The organism is Lunatimonas lonarensis (assembly GCF_000390185.1).
Lineage (GTDB): Bacteria > Bacteroidota > Bacteroidia > Cytophagales > Cyclobacteriaceae > Lunatimonas > Lunatimonas lonarensis.
In genome coordinates this window covers 1-19,600 of sequence record NZ_AQHR01000061.1, presented here as the reverse complement: position 1 = coordinate 19,600, position 19,600 = coordinate 1, and the positions used below count along the sequence as shown (strand labels likewise).

At 48.7% G+C, this 19,600-nt stretch carries 17 protein-coding genes; 12 read left to right on the top strand and 5 right to left on the bottom strand.

The features are described from left to right. Positions 1 to 10: 10 nt before the first annotated feature. Genes ADIS_RS10280 through ADIS_RS10265 form a run of 4 tightly spaced genes read right to left on the bottom strand, consistent with a single transcriptional unit; the run spans position 11 to position 3,615 of the window. Positions 11 to 1,171 carry a DUF4221 family protein gene (locus tag ADIS_RS10280; protein ID WP_010854416.1) on the bottom strand — a complete coding sequence of 387 codons (1,161 nt, stop codon included), beginning with the start codon at positions 1,169 to 1,171 and terminating at the stop codon, positions 11 to 13. 47 nt (positions 1,172 to 1,218) lie between these two features. Then, on the bottom strand, positions 1,219 to 1,872 hold the full coding sequence (gene rsmG / locus ADIS_RS10275) for a 16S rRNA (guanine(527)-N(7))-methyltransferase RsmG (protein WP_010854415.1): 654 nt from the start codon (positions 1,870 to 1,872) through the stop codon (positions 1,219 to 1,221). 13 nt (positions 1,873 to 1,885) lie between these two features. Further along, positions 1,886 to 2,497, bottom strand: a complete 612-nt coding sequence (locus ADIS_RS10270; RefSeq protein ID WP_010854414.1) for an RNA polymerase sigma factor — start codon at positions 2,495 to 2,497, stop codon at positions 1,886 to 1,888. Further along, positions 2,488 to 3,615 carry a glycosyltransferase gene (locus ADIS_RS10265; RefSeq protein WP_010854413.1) on the bottom strand — a complete coding sequence of 376 codons (1,128 nt, stop codon included), beginning with the start codon at positions 3,613 to 3,615 and terminating at the stop codon, positions 2,488 to 2,490. Before ADIS_RS10265 ends, ADIS_RS10270 begins: the two co-directional genes overlap by 10 nt. 121 nt (positions 3,616 to 3,736) lie before the next feature. Here ADIS_RS10265 and tgt point away from each other — a divergent pair, with 121 nt between their 5' ends. The 3 genes from tgt to ADIS_RS10250 all read left to right on the top strand — a co-directional run bounded on the left by tgt (position 3,737) and on the right by ADIS_RS10250 (position 6,925). Next, the gene (gene tgt, locus ADIS_RS10260; protein ID WP_010854412.1) at positions 3,737 to 4,867 is read left to right on the top strand and encodes a tRNA guanosine(34) transglycosylase Tgt; all 1,131 of its coding nucleotides are present in this window, start codon (positions 3,737 to 3,739) and stop codon (positions 4,865 to 4,867) included. Between the two features lie 62 nt (positions 4,868 to 4,929). Continuing rightward, positions 4,930 to 6,003: an LptF/LptG family permease gene (locus tag ADIS_RS10255; protein WP_010854411.1), complete on the top strand. Its 1,074-nt coding sequence runs from the start codon at positions 4,930 to 4,932 to the stop codon at positions 6,001 to 6,003. A 1-nt stretch (position 6,004) separates the two neighbouring features. Continuing rightward, positions 6,005 to 6,925, top strand: coding sequence for a DMT family transporter (locus ADIS_RS10250; protein ID WP_010854410.1), 921 nt, complete (start codon positions 6,005 to 6,007; stop codon positions 6,923 to 6,925). Positions 6,926 to 6,959: 34 nt separating this feature from the next. On the opposite strand, the gene ispE is transcribed toward ADIS_RS10250, so the two are convergent. Then, complete coding sequence (gene ispE / locus ADIS_RS10245) at positions 6,960 to 7,766, bottom strand: 4-(cytidine 5'-diphospho)-2-C-methyl-D-erythritol kinase (protein ID WP_010854409.1); 807 nt, start codon at positions 7,764 to 7,766, stop codon at positions 6,960 to 6,962. Positions 7,767 to 8,323: 557 nt separating this feature from the next. Here ispE and ilvD point away from each other — a divergent pair. The 9 genes from ilvD (at position 8,324) to leuB (ending at position 19,526) form a co-directional block, all read left to right on the top strand. Beyond that, the gene (gene ilvD / locus ADIS_RS10240; RefSeq protein ID WP_010854407.1) at positions 8,324 to 10,006 is read left to right on the top strand and encodes a dihydroxy-acid dehydratase; all 1,683 of its coding nucleotides are present in this window, start codon (positions 8,324 to 8,326) and stop codon (positions 10,004 to 10,006) included. 5 nt (positions 10,007 to 10,011) lie between these two features. Next, positions 10,012 to 11,706 (top strand): biosynthetic-type acetolactate synthase large subunit, encoded by a 1,695-nt coding sequence (gene ilvB / locus ADIS_RS10235; RefSeq protein ID WP_010854406.1) that lies wholly within the window; start codon positions 10,012 to 10,014, stop codon positions 11,704 to 11,706. 13 nt (positions 11,707 to 11,719) lie between these two features. Beyond that, entirely contained in the window at positions 11,720 to 12,217 is a 498-nt protein-coding gene (ilvN, locus tag ADIS_RS10230) for an acetolactate synthase small subunit (RefSeq protein ID WP_010854405.1), read from the top strand. A 27-nt stretch (positions 12,218 to 12,244) separates the two neighbouring features. Further along, a complete protein-coding gene (ilvC, locus tag ADIS_RS10225) occupies positions 12,245 to 13,288 on the top strand; it encodes a ketol-acid reductoisomerase (protein ID WP_010854404.1) in 1,044 nt (347 codons plus the stop codon). A gap of 9 nt (positions 13,289 to 13,297) precedes the next feature. Continuing rightward, positions 13,298 to 14,803, top strand: coding sequence for a 2-isopropylmalate synthase (locus tag ADIS_RS10220; protein WP_010854403.1), 1,506 nt, complete (start codon positions 13,298 to 13,300; stop codon positions 14,801 to 14,803). A gap of 19 nt (positions 14,804 to 14,822) precedes the next feature. Next, the gene (gene leuC, locus ADIS_RS10215; RefSeq protein ID WP_010854402.1) at positions 14,823 to 16,223 is read left to right on the top strand and encodes a 3-isopropylmalate dehydratase large subunit; all 1,401 of its coding nucleotides are present in this window, start codon (positions 14,823 to 14,825) and stop codon (positions 16,221 to 16,223) included. A 20-nt stretch (positions 16,224 to 16,243) separates the two neighbouring features. Continuing rightward, a complete protein-coding gene (gene leuD, locus ADIS_RS10210) occupies positions 16,244 to 16,837 on the top strand; it encodes a 3-isopropylmalate dehydratase small subunit (protein ID WP_010854401.1) in 594 nt (197 codons plus the stop codon). Between the two features lie 69 nt (positions 16,838 to 16,906). Continuing rightward, a complete protein-coding gene (locus ADIS_RS10205; RefSeq protein ID WP_010854400.1) occupies positions 16,907 to 18,490 on the top strand; it encodes an alpha-isopropylmalate synthase regulatory domain-containing protein in 1,584 nt (527 codons plus the stop codon). Next, positions 18,459 to 19,526, top strand: coding sequence for a 3-isopropylmalate dehydrogenase (gene leuB / locus ADIS_RS10200; protein WP_010854399.1), 1,068 nt, complete (start codon positions 18,459 to 18,461; stop codon positions 19,524 to 19,526). The genes ADIS_RS10205 and leuB overlap by 32 nt, the downstream gene beginning before the upstream one ends. Positions 19,527 to 19,600: the final 74 nt, after the last annotated feature.

Below are 19,600 nucleotides of genomic sequence, written 5' to 3'. Positions count from 1 at the left end.
AACGATGACTTTAGGGCATGTCGGTTGGCACTTCCAATCGTAGGAAGGCCATTTCGTCCTGTAGGTTTAGGAAAGTCCAGATCTTTCCCGCTTTGCTAAAACTGAACATCGGTGCTTCATTTAGGAATTCCAGTGGATATGCTGCATGGTGTGAGAGGTCCGTATCAATCACAGATAGGTAAACATGCTGCCCAATGGGTTTGGGGTAGAGGCCATCCTCTGATTTTTCAAAGGTCGTTGTGTAGCTAAAGCGGTAATATACTTGGGCATCCATGTCCCAAAATGGCGGGGAAAATGTGATATCGCCGTACAACTTGCGGAAAGTGGCCTGAAATTGCGCTGCATCCGACGTGTCGATGGATCCGGTAGGCGTTTTTTGTTGGGGCGTTAATTTGGGTAGAATTTCCCTCAACTCGAGTTGCCCGGCGCGAGGATCGTAAAGGTATAGATCGGAGCTGACATCTGTGCTGAGACAGATGTATTGCCCGAGGAGTGTCACGTAGACCCTTGGTGCCCAAAGGTCAAACTGCGTTCCATCGTCAAAAACCAAGGAATAGTCAGCGAAATTGTCCCAGGCAGACAGCGGAGTAGTCGATTTGATGGAATTGTCCGAGAGATCAAGCACTGTAAACTCAAAGTTCTTTCCCGGATACTCGTTCGTGATGCCAAATACCAAGTTAGGAAAGCTGGGATGCATGATTTCATACATAAAATCACGGTCGACAGAGGTCACCGAAGACTTGATCGAAGCAAGGTTCTCCAACAGACCGGTTCTGCGTCCTTCCAGGTCCATAACATACGGAGCAGGCCATCCCTTGAACAATAGCAGTTGATCAGAGAGTGCCAAAATCCCCCCTTTGCCCCGCTGACCGATTCCGTTTGGGCCTTCCCGCTCCAAAGGAACTTTATGGGACAGGATATGCTTGTCGAGATCTACGACTTCCAAAGAAGGTTCGTCTACGTTGAAATTGTACAAGGTGCTCAGGTCGGAAGAGACAGTGGCGGTACTAAGGCCCCATTTTAAAAAAAGCAGTTCACCTTTTGATTCGATCGATACGGTGTCGTAAATTGAAACTTGTGCATAGGAGGTATTATCTGACCTCGGTTTGGTACATCCAAACAGGGCCAGTCCTCCAAGGACGCAAATACCGGTTAAGCTGCTTGTTCCCATACTATTTCCGATTGACATTTGGAAAGTTAGGGCAAAAAATTGAAATTTTACCGTTTGCCTTCGTAGGGTAGGTAGATTACTTTTTTGGTTTCGAAAAACGCCTCCTTGAAGTAATCCTCCAAGTGGTAACTGATATAGGTTAAATTCATCTCTTCCAGTTCCTCGTCCACATCCCCGCCCTTTAGGTAGAAGATGCCGTTTTGGAATTCCGGATCCACGTCTTCTTTTCGGAACTTGCCTTTCACCCAAGGGTAAAAATTGGCCATTTGGGTCACGGCGCGGCTCACGACAAAATGGTATTTGCGGTTTAGTTCCTCCGCACGTGTCTGCTGTGCCTCCACATTTTGGAGTTTCAGTGTTTTCACCACATCCTTGACCACTGTGATCTTTTTACCGATGGAATCTACCAAGTGGAAGGACGCCCCCGGAAACAGGATGGCAAGGGGGATTCCTGGAAAGCCCCCTCCGGTACCAATGTCCAGAATTTTGGTCTCCGACCCAAACTGCACCACTTTGGCGATTCCCAACGAGTGCAGTACATGGTGCAGGTAGAAGTGTTCCATGTCCTTGCGGCTGATCACATTGATCTTGCTGTTCCACTCTACATAAAGCTCACCCAGTAGCTCAAACTGCTGTTTTTGAGCGTCGGTAAGGTGGGGGAAGTAAGAAAAAATCAGCGATACATCCGGAGAATTGCCCATGCGGAATGTTAGACTAGATGTGTTTGTTTTTACCTTCGGCTATCTCATAGAGCAGTTCCCGGGATCGATGCAGCTGTGCCTTGACCGTACCCAGCGGTTTTCCCAGTTCTTCGGCGATCTCGTCGTAGGAAAGTTCGTCGAAATACCGGAGTTTCACGAGTTTTCGGTATTTGGCAGGTAGCTTATCCACAAATATCCGCACCATATCAATGCGCTGGGATTTGATAAACTCGTCCTGCGGGTTGTTGTCAACGTCTTCTATGTCGATATTGACCGCATTGCCACCGTCGTCGGTCAGGGTATTGTTGAGGCTCATGGTTTTGAGCTTCTTTTTTCGGATGAAATCAATGGCATTGTTGGTGGCTATGCGGAACAGCCAGGTACTGAACGTATAGTCTTTTTTGAATTTATGCAGATTTCGGAATGCCTTGGCAAAGGCTTCCATGGTCAGATCCTCCGCGTCATCGGTATCCCGAATCATCTTCAGCACCATGAAGTATACTGCCTTTTTGTAGCGCTTCATAAGCGTGGCATAGGCCTGCTGATCCTTATCCCGTACTGCCCGGTCGATCAGGTCGAAATCCTCTAACGCTTTGTCTGAAAACTCTCTTTCGTTTATTTCCATTTAACTGTTTTTGACAGGTACCCTTTAGTTCCGACAGTCCAAAAGTAGATCAAATACATAAAATCAAAAAACATGGTCCAAAGCACTTTGCCCATACCTTCCAATTTCATCTTGGCATTTCGGAGTATCGCATACTGCACGATAGCCCTTAGCAGGACTAACCCGAAAATCAGCGCAATTGGTTCCCAGGCCCGCTGGGTTGCCAGTAGGGCCAGACCGCTCACCCAAAATACCAAGTGTGTAAACGTATAAATACCCAGTTTAAGTTTATCTTTTAGACGATAATATTTTCCTGCCTGAAAATGCCGCTTTTTTTGAATCAAAAAATCGCGAAAGCTCGTTTTGGGCATTGAAACCGTAATGCTCTCCGGATGGATGACAACGGCGGTATTGTCTTTGTCTGCGTATTTGTTGACGAAAAGGTCGTCGTCCCCACCGACCAAGTGCCACAGTCCCTTAAACGCTTTCTTTTCCATAAAAAAGCTTCGGCGGTAGCAAAGGTTTCGCCCTACGCCCATGATGGGCGCGCGCCACAGCCCAAAGGAAATATAGTACAGTGCAGTAAGCAGGGTTTCGAATTGTATCAGCTTGTTAAGTAGGCCGGGTTGCTCGAGGTAGGCACCGTGGCCCAGCGCAAAGGTTTTGTTCTTGGACCGAACCGGGGCAGTCATCCTTCTGATCCATTGGTCGGATACCGGTACGCAGTCTGCATCGGTGAGTAGGATTACGTCATGGCTTGCCACCTTGATGCCCAAGGTAAGGGCATATTTTTTGGAGGTGACATGGTCGGGAGTGTACCGAACATGTACGGTTTTGAGGTTTGGGTAGGTGCCTTCCTGTTCCCGCAGCCAGTCCTCGCTATCGTCCCTGGACCGGTCGTTTACATAGAGTACCTCGAAGTTTGGGTAATCCTGGTTCATAAGAACCGGTAGCTGTTTCTGCAGGTTTTCGAGTTCGTCTCTCGCTGCTACCAATACGGTGACGCCTTCCAGGGAGTCGGAAAGCTTCTCGGAGGAGGTGCGCTTGTGGAAGAAGGCCAGTCTGCCGAAAACAAAGAGCATGTAGGTCAACTGCACGACAAAAGCCAAAAAAAATACCATCCACACTAATTCTTCCATACCGGGTTTCATTCGAGTGCCAAAGATAAAATCAAAATCGACAACTCTTTTGGCGAATTGCGTCTATTTTTGTGCGGTTAAAGATAGGTAGGGAATCCCTGCCAATTCAAATTTCTGTTGCATGAATTTTACCCTTCATCATAAAGATTCCCAAACCAAGGCCCGTGTAGGTAGCTTGGAAACCGAGCATGGGGTCATCCAAACCCCCATATTTATGCCGGTTGGCACCGCCGGGTCGGTGAAAGCAGTGCATCAGCGCGAGCTGAAAGAGGATGTAAAGGCGCAGATAATCCTGGGAAACACCTACCATCTTTTTTTGCGTCCCGGCCTTTCCATCATCGAGCAGGCGGGAGGGCTGCATAAATTCAACGGGTGGGATAGACCCATCTTGACAGACAGCGGTGGATACCAGGTTTTTTCCTTGGCAGAGAACCGGAAGATTACCGAAGAAGGCGTAGTTTTCAAGTCCCACATAGATGGGTCAAAACAGCAGTTTACGCCGGAGAACGTGATGGATATCCAACGGACGATCGGTGCTGATATCATCATGGCATTTGACGAGTGCACCCCCTATCCCTGTGAGTGGCCCTATGCCAAAAAATCAATGGACCTTACCCACCGATGGTTAAAACGTTGCATCAAAAGGTTTGACGAAACATCCGGAAGGTACGGGTATGAACAGCATCTTTTTCCCATTGTTCAAGGAAGTGTATATAAAGACCTGAGAACGGAGTCGGCGGAGTTCGTAGCCGAGCAGGGCAGGGTGGGAAATGCCATTGGGGGACTCTCTGTGGGAGAACCTGCGGAGCTGATGTACGAAATGACGGAATGGGTGACAGCGATATTGCCGGAGGATAGGCCCAGGTACCTAATGGGTGTCGGCACACCTGCCAATGTTTTGGAGTGCATAGCGTTAGGTGTAGATATGTTTGACTGTGTGATGCCTACCCGCAACGCCCGCAACGGGATGCTGTTTACCACGGAGGGGATCATCAACATACGGAATGAAAAGTGGAAGGACGATTTCTCTGCCATTGATCTGGGCTTTGAGAATGAGGTTAGTAATTTTTACACCAAAGCCTACTTGCGGCACCTTACCATAGCCAAAGAGATGCTGGCGGCTCAGATAGCCAGTATCCATAACCTATCTTTCTACCTGTGGCTGGTGGGACAGGCCCGGGAACATATACAATCGGGGGATTTTCCGCAATGGAAACGCCACATGGTGGAGAAGGTGAGCAGAAGACGGTAGGTCGTATGGGATCAACGTGATGGGTTAAAGAGGCATGGCCGACAGGTATTAAAGGGACAACGATGAAGTTATTGGACAAATTGATTATCAAGGATTTTCTCAAGACCTACTTTTTTGTGGTTTTGATGTTGATCCTTATTGTCCTTGTACTTGATTTTACGGAAAAAAACGATGCCTACATCCGCAATGATGTGCCGGCTCCCGAGATACTGAAATACATGATGAACTATGGGTTGTACCTAAACAACCTGCTTACGCCGATTACCGTCTTTATTTCGGTTATTTTTATCACCTCAAAGATGGCCGGGCGAACGGAGATCATCGCCATCCTGAGCAGCGGCGTGAGTTTTATCCGTATGCTGGTACCCTTTATGATTTCCGCATTGCTAATCGCCATTGTCAGTTTTTTTCTCAACGGATGGGTGCTTCCGGTGGCTACGCTTGGGGTGTCTGATTTTAAGGTTAGGTACTTGGAGGATAAACGTAATTTTGACCAGCAAAACATCCATATCAAGGTAGCGCCAGATACTTATGCCTACCTGTCGAGGTATTATACATCCGGCAATCAAGGGTACAACTTTACGCTGGAGCAGATACAGGACGGCGAGCTGATTGCCAAGCTGTCTGCCGATCGGATTGTATGGGATACCACGACAAATGCCTGGAGCGTACGCAACTGGAAGCTCAGAGAATTTAAGGAAATGCACGAGGAATGGTCTACCGGCGAGCGATTGGATACCCTGCTTTCCATTAGGCCGGAGGATTTTGACCTGCCCAAGAACCACCATGAGACGCTGACGCTACCCAAATTGCAGGAGCAGATCGATATTCTGCTTGACCGGGGCGCAGATAACATCAATTATTATAGGATAGAGAAGTACGTTCGGTTTATGTCGCCTTTTGCAGCGATCATTCTCACATTTATCGGGGTGATCGTTTCTTCAAAGAAAACCCGCGGCGGATCAGGGTTCAAAATAGCGCTTGGCTTCTTGCTGGCATTTGTGTACATTATCTTATTTTTGCTTTCCCGTACCTTTGCCGAGGCGGGGACATCCTATCCCATTTTAGCGGTTTGGATACCGAACATCGTTTTTGCATTGACCGGTTTGATATTATACAAGACAGTTCCCAGATAAAATGACGGATGCGAGCTCTTTGAGAAAAGACTACCTAACCCTGCACTTGGTGATTTTGGTTTGGAGTTTTACGGGGATATTGGGACTGCTGATAAGTGTGTCGGCCGTGGAGATTGTTTTTCACCGCACATGGATGGCAGTGCTTTCACTCGGCCTTATTTTTTGGGTCAGGGGACGTTCCGTTCGCCTCCTACGCAAGGACGTGATCAAGATTATTCTGACCGGCTTCCTGATCAGTGCCCACTGGATATTGTTTTTTTGGGCTATGAGGGTATCTACCGTGTCCGTTTGCCTGGCAGGGATTGCGACCTGTTCCCTGTGGACTTCGCTGATAGAACCGCTGGCCAACCGCGCCAAAATAAAGTGGGTGGAGGTGTTGTTGGGGTTGTTGGTGATTATCGGTTTGTATGTCATTTTTAGCTTTGAGTTCGGGTATTGGTTGGGGCTGAGCATGGCTGTACTGTCGGCGTTTATCTGCGCCTGCTTTATGGTGATCAATGGCAAGCTGACCAAAAAACACAGCCCCTATACCATTACCTTTTACGAGATGATCGGGGCATTTTTGTTTGCAGCTCTCTTTATGCCATTTTATTCCATTTACTTCACCGAATCAGGAATTGCTTTTTGGCCACAGGGCATGGACTGGTTCTGGCTCGTAATTTTGGCAGTCATATGCACGGTATTTGCCTTCACGGTATCGGTGGAGCTGATGAAGCGCCTTACAGCCTTTGCCATCAACCTGACGGTAAATCTGGAGCCCGTGTACGGGATCATCCTTGCCCTTATGGTTTTTGGCGAATCGGAAAAAATGTCATCCGAATTTTACTGGGGCACGCTGATCATTCTGTTGGCAGTATGTATCTATCCGGTCATAAATTACTACGAAAAGCGAAAGGCATCGAAGCGGCTCATCCGGGCATGATGTATAGCGAACAAACGGGTTCACTGAAGAAAGACTACAGCTGGCTTCGGAAAACAAAATAGCCTACCTCTGCCGGTAGTGGAGGCGGTTCGTTTTCAAACAGGCCGAATACGGAGGATCCGGATCCGGACATGGCGGCGTAGTATGCCCCGGCTTCGTAAAACTGCTCCTTGAGGGTTTTCAGCAGGGGATATAAGGGGAACAGGCTGGCCTCAAAGTCATTTTTTAGGCAGGATTGCCAATTGTCGGGCTCGGCAAGGCATTCGGATAGGCTGCTTTCTAAAGGAGTAGGCTTTACGCCCGCATAGGCTTCCTTGGTGCTGATATGGATGTTTGGATATACCAGTACGATCCATTTTCCTTGTAGATCCAAGGGACTGTCTTCCATCAGTTCTCCTCTACCACTGACCAGTTTGGGCGTGTTGCCCACAAAGAAGGGACAGTCGCTGCCCAGCTGGGCGGCATAGTCTTCCAGTATCCAATCCTCCAGATAGAGTTCGAAGAGCTGGTTCATCAGGGTCAGGGCGAAGGCGGCGTCGGCAGAGCCACCGCCAAGTCCGGCACCTATCGGAATGTATTTATGGAGGTGCACCGAGATGTGGGGCAGGTCCTGGAAGTCTTTTTTGAGCAGGCGGTAGGCCTTTAGGATCAGGTTGTCCTCCGGATTTCCCGGAATCGGAAGCCCGGAGGATTCAAAGCGGTTTTTTTTGCTCACCTGGATTTCCAGCGCATCGGTAAGAGGGATGGGGTACATGCAGCTTTGGATTTCATGGTAGCCATCGCTGCGTTTGGCGGTAATGTACAGTCCCAGGTTTATCTTTGCGTTTGGAAAAACAATCATAGCCGGTTTTTTTGACGACGTAAAGGTACAAAATAGCAGCTGGAGAGCCGTTGCGAGGCATTCCAAAATAATCGATTCCCATCAAAATATTTTGATCCTGGCATTTTATCCCTACCTTTAGCCTCGGGTAGGAGCGAAAAAAAATCAGGTTTTCGCTCGCTTCATTACGTCGAAATATAATTTCGTAGTTTTTGTTTTTTCAGTGTTTTTTAAAATTAAATTTTTCAAATTTATAATACATAAATTTATATATTTCTATTTTTCAGAAATTACCTTTAACTCTTCTTTGTCCAAGTGAAAAAATGGAATAAAATATTGTAAGTCTGAAATAACGGTTTTAATATTGCATAATCAAACGAGAATCGAGCCACGAAAGTCCTCATACCCGATATTAATCATGTTCAGCATCGTCAGCATTATTAGCCTTGTCGTCATTCTCATCTAGAAAAGATGAAGCGCTGAACTCTTGTATAAAAAATAGACCAAATCAGTAAAGTGCTTCATCCCGATGGAGCACTTTTTTTTATAAGCAAATAACAAAAAAAGATAAGAAGCAAATGAGCAACTCAAAAAGATATAGCTGGGAAGTAAGTGATAATCAGGAGAATCCAGCTGCAATGGCGATGTTGTACGCCACGGGTCTTACCGATCAGAAGATGAAGCAGCCCTTCGTAGGGGTGGCAAGCTGTGGGTATGAGAGCAATCCCTGCAACATGCATCTCAACGATTTTGCGAAGGAGATCAAGGACGCTACCGTGAAGGCAAAGCTCACCGGATTGGTGTTCAATACAATTGGTATCAGTGATGGCATCTCCATGGGTACGGCGGGTATGCGCTACAGCCTGCCTTCTAGAGAAATCATAGCGGATTCCATCGAGTCATTTATTCTTGGCCATTCTTTTGATGGAATCGTGGCTGTTGCAGGCTGTGACAAAAACATGCCGGGTGCCGTAATGGGAATGCTACGGGTCAATAGGCCGGCCATCATGGTATATGGTGGTACCATTCGATCCGGTAAGTACAAAAACGAGAAGCTAAACATCGTTTCGGCCTTTGAGGCTTATGGTAAGAAGATAAAGAACGAAATCAGCGATGAGGATTACCTCGGTGTAATCAAAAATGCCTGTCCTGGTGCGGGTGCCTGTGGTGGCATGTACACGGCAAATACCATGTCGTCAGCCATTGAAGCCATGGGCCTTTCCTTGCCCTACAGCTCTACCAATCCGGCTACATCCCCGGAAAAGCGCCAAGAGTGTCAGTCGGCCGGGGAGTACATCGCGTTGTTGTTGGAAAAGGATATCAAGCCAAAAGATATTGTGACCCTGAAGAGTTTGGAGAACGCCGTTCGAGTGGTGGTTGCCCTTGGCGGCAGCACCAATGCGGTGCTTCATATTCTTGCGATTGCCAAGACCGCAGGGTTGGATTTTGGGTTGGAGGATTTCAAGCGTATCAATGCGGAAACGCCGGTGTTGGGAGATTTCAAGCCCAGCGGGAAATTCATGATGGAGGACCTGCACGAAATTGGCGGCCTTCCCGCATTTATGAAATACTTTTTGGAAAAAGGAATGCTCCATGGAGACTGCATGACCGTGACGGGAAAAACATTGGCAGAGAATTTGGAGAGTGTAGCTGCATTGGTTCCATCCAAGGAATCCGTTATCCATCCGATAGAGACTCCGCTAAAAGAAACCGGTCATCTTTGTGTGCTTTCCGGTAACTTGGCACCCGAAGGATCGGTGGCAAAGATATCGGGAAAAGAGGGAAAATCCTTTACGGGAAAGGCGAAGGTCTATGACAGTGAGCAGGAAGCCAACGAGGCCATGAAGAATAAAGAGGTGGAAAAAGGCGACGTAGTGGTGATCCGTTATGTTGGTCCCAAAGGAGGACCCGGCATGCCGGAAATGCTTAAGCCCACCTCGATCATCATAGGCGGTGGTTTGGGTGCCGACGTAGCCTTGATTACAGACGGACGTTTCTCAGGTGGCACCCATGGATTCGTGGTTGGTCACGTTACACCGGAAGCCTACATGGGCGGTCCGATCGCGTTGATACAGAATGGTGACGAGATAACCATAGATGCAGATACCCTGACCATCAGCTGTAATGTTTCCGACGATGAATTTGTGGAGCGGAGAAAAAAGTGGAAAAACAAGGATTTGAGCCACTTAAGTGGAACGTTAAAAAAGTATTCTCAGTTAGTATCTACAGCATCGGAAGGATGTATTACCGATAATGGATAATTAGTATGAAAGATTCTAGAATAAGAGGCGCAGACATTGTTATTCGATCTCTGATTGCCGAAAACGCGAAATTCATTTTTGGCTATCCAGGTGGGGCAATCATGCCCGTGTATGATGCACTGTACGACTACGAGGAGCAAATACAGCACATACTTACCCGTCATGAGCAGGGAGCCATCCATGCTGCGCAGGGGTATGCCCGGGTTTCAGGGAAAGTAGGGGTCTGTATGGCAACTTCCGGCCCAGGTGCCACCAACCTGATTACTGGCTTAGCCGATGCGCTGATCGACAGCACGCCGCTGGTTTGTATCACAGGTCAGGTGTTTGCACATTTATTGGGGACGGATGCCTTTCAGGAAACCGATGTCGTGGGCATGTCCATGCCCGGAACCAAGTGGAATATTCAGGTGCAGCGGGTGGAAGACATTGCCCCCGCCATCGCCAAAGGGTTTCATATTGCCCGGTCGGGACGTCCCGGCCCCGTGCTGATAGATATTACAAAAAACGCCCAAAATGATTTGGGAGAGTTTAATTATGTCCCCTGCCTGAATATCCGCTCCTATAAGCCCTATCCAAAGGTGGACGATGCGCAGGTCGCTAAAGCTGCGGAGCTGATCAATTCCGCCAAGCGTCCCTACGTATTGTATGGCCAAGGGGTAGTGATCGCGAGGGCAGAGCAGGAACTGAAAGGTTTTCTCGATAAGACGGGTATACCCGCTGCCTGCACCCTGTTGGGTACAGGTGCTCTTTCCGAGGAGCATCCGAACTATGTCGGTAAATTGGGGATGCACGGCAACTACAGCCCAAATATGCTCACCAATCAATGCGACGTATTGATAGCTGTTGGTATGCGTTTTGACGACCGGGTGACGGGCGATTTAAAGCGGTACGCCAAACAGGCGAAGGTGGTTCATTTGGAGCTGGATCCAGCCGAGATCGACAAAAATGTAAAGTGTACCGCACCTGTACTGGGCAATTGTAAAGAAACCCTTGCCAAGCTTACGGATCTTGTAAACCCGAACAGCCACGAGGAATGGATCGGCAAATTCAGGGAGCTGGAGGCGGAGGAGAAGCGTGTAGTGATCGGAAATGACCTGCTTCCCACCAAAGTGGGGCTAACCATGGGAGAGGTGATTCGGCATATCAATGAGTTTAAGGCGGATGATGCCATCTTGGTCACAGATGTAGGCCAACACCAAATGGTAGCCTGGCGATATTTTGAATATAAAACTACACGTACGCAGGTGACTTCCGGTGGGCTAGGAACCATGGGCTTTGCCTTGCCTGCGGCACTGGGTGCACAGCTCCACGACTACAACCGTCAGGTGGTTTGTGTGGTCGGTGATGGCGGTATACAGATGACCATACAGGAGTTGGGTACCATTATGCAGACCAAGGCACCAGTGAAGGTCGTGTTGCTGAATAATAATTTCCTGGGAATGGTACGGCAATGGCAGCAGTTGTTTTTCGAAAAGCGCTATTCATTTACCGAGTTGGAAAACCCCGATTTCCCTAAAATCGCAGAAGCCTATCGGTTTAAGGTAAAGAAAGTGGAAAAACGTGAGGACCTAAGAAATGCCGTTGCGGAGATGTTCATTCACGACGGCCCCTATTTCCTAGAAGTAGTCGTAGAAAAGGAGGACAATGTGTTTCCGATGATTGCGGCGGGCAGTTCCGTAGAAGAAGTACGACTCAGTTAATCCAATATTCAGTATGAAGCGATACACCATTTCTGTTTTCACAGAAAACTTTATCGGTATTCTTAGTCGGATAACGATGATTTTCACCCGTAGGGGGATCAATATAGATGGGTTTACTGCCTCCGAAAGCCGTGAGGAGGGGATTTACCGCATTACCATCGAGGTGACAACTTCAGAGGAGCAGATCATTCAGCTTACCAAGCAGATAGACAAGATCATCGATGTGATCAAGGCGTTTTATTACGTGGATGATCAGATGGTGTTTCAGGAAATTGCACTGTACAAGATACCCTCTGATAGCCTAGAGCCTGGATTGGAGAAGGTGATCCGTCAATACAATGCCCGGATCATTTCGGCAGAAAGGGATTTTGTGGTGGTGGAGCTTACCGGCCATAAGGAAGATACCCAGCAGCTTTTAGAAGTGTTGAAGGATTTCAATGTGTTGGAGTTTGTGCGCTCCGGCAGAGTGGCGGTAGCCAAGCCCATGGAAACAATCGATAAATATTTATAAACACCAATCAATTATCACTTTAAAATTATGAAACTGAAATTCGGTACAGTTGAAGAAAATGTTGTCACCAGGGAAGAATTTCCACTGGACAAAGCAAAGGAAATTTTGAAAGATGAGGTTATCGCCGTATTGGGTTATGGAGTGCAGGGTCCCGGCCAAGCGCTTAACCTAAAGGATAACGGGTTTAATGTGATCGTTGGTCAGCGCAAAGACTCCAAAACCTGGGAGAAGGCAGTGGCTGACGGTTGGGTACCCGGCGAGACACTTTTTGACCTGGAAGAGGCATGTGAAAAAGGTACGATTCTTCAGTTTCTGTTGTCAGATGCGGGTCAGATTTCTCTTTGGCCTACCGTAAAGAAACACCTTACGCCAGGTAAGGCACTTTATTTTTCCCATGGTTTCGGTATTACGTACAAAGATCAAACGGGAATCATCCCCCCTGCAGATGTGGATGTTATATTAGTTGCTCCCAAAGGATCGGGTACATCGCTACGAAGGATGTTCGTAGAGGGTAGAGGTCTTAACTCCTCCTATGCGATCTATCAGGATGCGACCGGCAAAGCAAAAGACCGGGTAGTGGCACTAGGCATTGGTGTGGGTTCCGGTTACCTGTTTGAGACGGACTTCTACAGAGAGGTGACTTCTGACCTTACCGGTGAAAGAGGTACACTTATGGGCGCGATTCAAGGTATCTTTGCCGCTCAGTACGAAGTATTGCGTGCAAACGGGCACACTCCTTCAGAGGCTTTCAACGAGACGGTGGAAGAACTTACACAAAGCTTGATGCCATTGGTGGCGGAAAACGGTATGGACTGGATGTATGCCAACTGCTCTACCACAGCGCAACGTGGAGCCTTGGACTGGTGGAAGCCGTTCAGAGATGCCACCAAACCGGTTTTTGAAGAGCTTTACAACAGCGTAAAAACGGGCAAAGAGGCAGCCAAATCCATCGAATCCAACAGCAAGCCGGATTACCGCGTGAAGTTGGAGGAGGAGTTGAAAGAGTTGCGGGAGTCAGAGATGTGGCAGGCAGGTGCTGTCGTCCGCAAATTGAGACCAGAGAATAACTAACGGGTAGGTATGGCAGATAAGCTTTGGATATTTGACACGACACTTAGAGACGGGGAGCAGGTTCCCGGTTGCCAGTTAAACACCGACGAGAAAATCACGGTAGCCCGGGCCCTCGAGGCCTTGGGGGTGGACATACTGGAGGCCGGGTTTCCCATATCGAGCCCCGGGGACTTTAACTCGGTCATGGAAATATCAAAGGCTGTATCCAACCCCATCATCTGCGCCCTATCCAGGGCGGTAGAAAAGGATATACAGGTAGCCGCAGACTCATTAAAATATGCCAAGCGGGGAAGAATCCACACCGGCATAGGAGTCTCCGGCTACCATATTCAACATAAGCTTCGCAGCACACCGGAAGCGGTGATGGAGCGGGCGGTGAAGGCTGTGAAGTTTGCCCGCAACCTCGTGGAGGAAGTGGAATTTTACGCAGAGGATGCCGGAAGGGCAGAACCGGGTTACCTGGTGCAAATGGTAGAAGCGGTGATAGCCGCGGGTGCCCGAGTGGTAAACATACCGGATACCACAGGCTACTGTCTTCCCGAGCAATATGGCGCGATTATTAGGTTGTTGAAAGAGAATGTTTCCAACATTGATCGGGCGATCATTGCCACCCATTGCCACAATGACCTAGGCTTGGCAACCGCTAACACACTGGCAGGGGTCATGAATGGCGCGCGTCAGGTGGAAGTAACCATGAACGGTATCGGCGAACGGGCGGGCAATACCTCCCTGGAGGAAGTCGTCATGGCCATCAAGAGTCACAAGGAGATTCCGGTCGCTACAGGTATCGTCACCCAACGCATATACGAAACCAGCCGAATTATTTCCAAGCTGATGAACATGCCCATACAGCCCAACAAGGCGATTGTGGGCAGAAACGCGTTTGCACATTCCTCCGGCATACATCAGGATGGGGTGCTAAAAAACCGCGAAAACTATGAAATTATCGACCCCAAAGAGGTGGGGGTGGAGGAATCCTCCATCGTTCTTACTGCGCGAAGCGGAAGGGCAGCCCTAAAGCATCACCTCAGTTTGCTGGGCTTTCCATTGGAAGGCAGTGAACTAGATGAGGTGTATGAGCGTTTTTTGGTATTGGCTGATTCCAAAAGGGACATTGGTCGAAAAGAGTTACTTTCCCTGATGGGCGAGCACATGGATCATGCTGCCTTGGTACACCTGGACGACGTAGCCTATCAGGGCAAACAAGGCCAAGGAGGCAGCGCATCCGTTACCTTATCCCTAGGAGGTGAGCAGAAGAGCAGTACCGCGACAGGCAATGGCCCCGTAGACGCTGTCATCCGATCGATCAAGCAGTTGATCCCCCACCAGGTTATCTTGGATGAGTTCCTGATTCAAGCCATGACCAAGGGAAGTGACGACACCTGCAAGGTACACATGAGATTAATGAGCCAAGGCAAACCTTATCATGGTTTTGCCTCCGAAACCGATATTGTACTGGCGTCAGCCAAGGCCTTCGTAGATGCCCTGAATAAGATGCCGGTAAAGCAAAAATGAGTAAACAGTAGCAAGCACAATGGAAAAGAAAACCTTATTTGATAAGATTTGGGATGCCCACGTGGTAAAATCAATCCCAAAGGGACCCGATGTCTTCTTTATAGACAAGCACTTTATACACGAAGTGACCAGTCCCGTGGCATTTCTGAATCTGGAGCAGCGTGGAGTATCGGTGCTGTATCCGGAGCGAACCATTGCCACGCCGGACCACAATGTGCCCACGGTAGACCAGGACAAGACCATTAAGGATCAATTGTCCCGTATGCAAGTGGACAAGCTCCGCGAAAACTGCAAGAAATATGGCATAGAGCTGCACGACTTGGGTACCGATCACCATGGTATTGTGCACGTTATCGGGCCTGAATTGGGGGTGACTCAGCCGGGAATGACGATCGTCTGTGGAGATAGCCATACGTCCACGCACGGGGCCTTTGGTACCATTGCATTTGGTATCGGCACCTCTGAAGTCGAGATGGTGCTTGCTACGCAGTGTATCATGCAGGCAAAGCCCAAAAAGATGCGCATTACAGTGGACGGCGAGTTGGGAAAAGGCGTTACCTCCAAGGATATCATCCTCTACATCATCTCCAAGATTTCTGCCAGCGGTGGAACCGGTTATTTCATTGAATATGCGGGCAGTGCCATCCGTAACCTAAGCATGGAGGCCCGTATGACCATTTGCAACATGAGCATTGAGATGGGGGCCCGTGGCGGATTGATCGCCCCGGACGAAACCACGTTCAACTACTTGGAGGGCAAGCGTTATGCACCCAAGGGCGAGGAATGGGAGAAAGCGGTAGCCAACTGGAAAACACTCAAAACCGATGAAGGAGCTGTTTTTGATAAAGAATATCACTACGATGCGGCAGACATTGAGCCCATGATTACCTACGGTACCAACCCGGGTATGGGCATCAAGGTAAAGGACCGGATACCCACCACAGAGGGAATGGACGGAAGTACCAAGAACACCTACCTGAAGTCACTCGATTATATGGGCTTTCATCCTGGAGATCCGATTAAGGGCAAGAAGGTCGATTATGTATTTGTCGGTAGTTGTACCAATGGCCGTATTGAAGATATTCGGTCCGTAGCCCAATTTGTAAAAGGAAAGAAGAAGGCAGATAACATCACTGCATGGATTGTGCCCGGTTCGCGGGAGGTGGAGAAAAAGGCCATTGAAGAGGGGTTGGTTGCCATTTTGGAAGAGGCGGGCTTTAAGCTTCGTCAGCCCGGCTGCTCAGCTTGTTTGGCCATGAACGACGATAAGATTCCCGCTGGGAAATACGCCGTTTCTACTTCCAATCGAAACTTTGAGGGCCGACAAGGTCCTGGGGCACGCACCCTACTGGCCAGTCCGTTGACCGTGGCGGCGGTGGCCATTACCGGAGAAATCGCCGACCCACGGGAAATATTCTAACCAGAAACTGAACTTACACCATGGCTTACGATAAATTTAATGTGCTTACCAGCAGGGTAGTGCCCCTGCCGACCGAAAATGTGGACACCGACCAGATTATTCCCGCCCGTTTCCTGAAAGCTACTGAGCGAAAGGGTTTTGGGGACAACCTATTTAGGGATTGGCGTTACGATAGCGAAGGGAATCCAAAGAAGGACTTTGTATTGAACAACCCTACCTATGAAGGCAAGATTCTGGTAGCGGGCAAGAACTTTGGGTCTGGTTCCAGTAGGGAACACGCCGTATGGGCCATCTACGATTATGGCTTCCGTTGCGTGGTTTCTTCCTTCTTTGCAGATATCTTCAAAAACAACTGCCTGAATATTGGTGTCCTGCCCGTGACGGTGTCTCCTGAGTTTGTAGAGGAGCTTTTTACCGAGGTGGAAAAGGATCCCCTTACCGAAATTACCGTAGATATCGACGCACAGACCATTACCATCGGCAGCACAGGTCGGTCTGAGACCTTTGACATCAACGCGTACAAAAAGGAAAACATGAAGAACGGGTTTGACGACATCGATTACCTGTTGAATCTGAAGGAGCAGATTGCTGAGTTTGCGGAGGGGAGACCCTAGTCGGACAAAAACCCAAAGCCACTCTGCTGTCGCAGAGCAACCTGTTTTTTATCATACTAACAACCGTCGATGAGTGGTCAAAAGAAAATAGAAATCATGGATACTACCCTGAGGGATGGAGAACAGACCTCAGGGGTTTCCTTTTTGCCCTCCGAAAAACTCCAAATAGCCAAGCTGCTGTTGGAAGAGCTTAAGGTGGACAGGATCGAAGTGGCATCCGCACGGGTTTCGGAAGGGGAATTGGAGGGGGTAAAGAAAATCACTCATTGGGCCAAGGAGAAAAAGTTTCTGAATAGGGTCGAAGTCTTGGGCTTTGTTGACACGCCCAAATCGGTCGATTGGATTGTGGAGGCTGGTGCCAAAGTACTTAACCTGCTGACAAAAGGCTCGCTGAACCATCTCACCCACCAGTTGAAAAAGACGCCGGAGGAGCATTTTCAGGAGATAGAACAGTGCATTACCTATGCCGTATCGCATGGGCTGGAAGTCAACGTATATTTGGAAGACTGGAGCAACGGTATGCGTAATTCCCGCGACTATACCCTGTCACTGATTCGTTGTTTATCTTTACTTCCAGTACGCAGGATCATGCTGCCGGATACCCTGGGGCTTGTACAGCCTGAAGAGGTTAAAGGCTTTCTGGAACTGATTACCGTTACTTTCCCTACGATCCATTTCGATTTCCATGCGCACAACGATTATGACCTTTCTGTGGCCAATGTGCTGCAGGCAGTTAAGAGTGGTGCCAAGGGAATCCATACTACCGTAAACGGATTAGGGGAACGCACAGGCAATGCACCACTGGAGTCTGTGGTGGCTGTGATCAAGGACTTTACGGACTTTTCGCTTTCGGTAAAGGAGAATAAAATCTACCGGATCAGCAAGTTGGTAGAGCAGTTCTCCGGCCTGCATATTCCTGCGAATAAGCCGGTGGTTGGTGAAAATGTATTTACCCAGACGGCTGGAATCCACGCAGATGGGGACAACAAAAAGAACCTGTACTTCAGTGACCTACTGCCGGAGCGTTTTGGCAGGACCCGAAAATATGCCCTTGGCAAGACTTCTGGAAAGGCCAATATCCTAAAAAACCTCCAAGAGCTTGGAATCTCGCTGGAGCCGGATGAATTGGCAAGGGTAACCCAGCGGATCATCGAATTGGGCGATAAGAAGGAGCGTGTTACCACCGAAGACCTGCCTTATATCATTGCCGATGTACTGCAAAACAACAGCATCAAGAACGATATCAGCATAGACGGCTATCACATGGTACATTCCAAGGGGCTCAAACCTTCCGTTCAGCTGCGCATGAAGGTGTACGATGAATTCTACGAGCAGAACGCTTCCGGCGACGGTCAATACGATTCGTTTATGAAGGCACTTAAGAAAATCTACAGAGGACTGAGAAAAGAGCTTCCTAAACTCACCGATTTTCATATTTCCATCCCCCCTGGCGGTAAAACCGATGCTTTTGTGGAATGTGTGATTACCTGGGATTACGGTAAAATATTTAAAACCAAAGGGTTGGATAGCGATCAGACCATCGCGGCCATGAAGGCAACGGAGAAGATGCTCAACATCATAGAACAATTAAACAAAACTAAATCAGTTAAAAAGAATACCTATGGAAATGAATATAGCCCTATTACCTGGTGATGGAATAGGACCTGAGGTAGTAGACCAGGCCGTGAAGGTGGTCAACGCCGTAGCGAAGAAATTCGGACATACGATAACCTTTGAAAAGGCACTTACAGGTGCCGCCGCCATTGATGCAGTAGGTTTACCCTACCCGGACGAAACACATGAGGTATGTCTTCGGTCTGATGCGGTGCTTTTTGGTGCCATCGGTGATCCCAAATACGACAACGATCCCTCTGCCAAGGTACGTCCAGAACAGGGGTTGTTGCTGATGCGTAAAAAGTTGGGCCTTTTTGCCAACGTACGTCCTACGTTTACATTTCCATCTTTAATAGACAAATCGCCCCTTAAACGTGACCGAATAGAAGGCACGGACCTAGTCTTCCTTCGGGAGCTGACGGGAGGTATTTACTTCGGTGAGCCTCGTGGGCGTAGCGAGCAGGGCGACCGGGCATTTGACACCTGCGTGTATAATGTGTTCGAAATCGAGCGTTTGGCGCGAATGGGCTTCGAATTTGCCCGAAAGCGACGAAAACTGCTAACCTGCGTGGATAAAGCAAACGTGTTGGCGACTTCCAGATTATGGAGGGAAACCGTGCAACGATTGGCTCCGGAATACCCAGACGTGAAGGTGGAGTATGAGTTTGTGGATGCGGTAGCTATGCGACTTATCCAATGGCCAAAGTCTTATGACGTGCTGATCACCGAAAACCTGTTTGGCGATATTCTTACCGATGAAGCGTCGGTAATCAGCGGTTCGATGGGCTTGATGCCCTCTGCCTCTCTAGGTTCGGATATCAAGCTGTTTGAGCCCATCCATGGATCCTATCCGCAGGCGGCCGGTAAAAACATAGCCAATCCATTGGCGACAGTGCTGTCGGCATCGATGATGTTTGAGTATGCATTTGACCTGCAGGAAGAAGCAAACCTGATCTCAGAAGTGGTAAATCGCTCCATTGAGGAAGGGATTGTAACCGAGGACTTGGCCGGAGACGGCAAGGCCTACAAGACTTCCGAGGTGGGTGACTGGCTTGCCGAGCAGATTGCAAAATAGAGGGTAAAGAAAGCCGGTACAGTGATGTGCCAGCTTTTTTTGGTGTGCCGTGCATGTTAACTAACTAGGTGGTG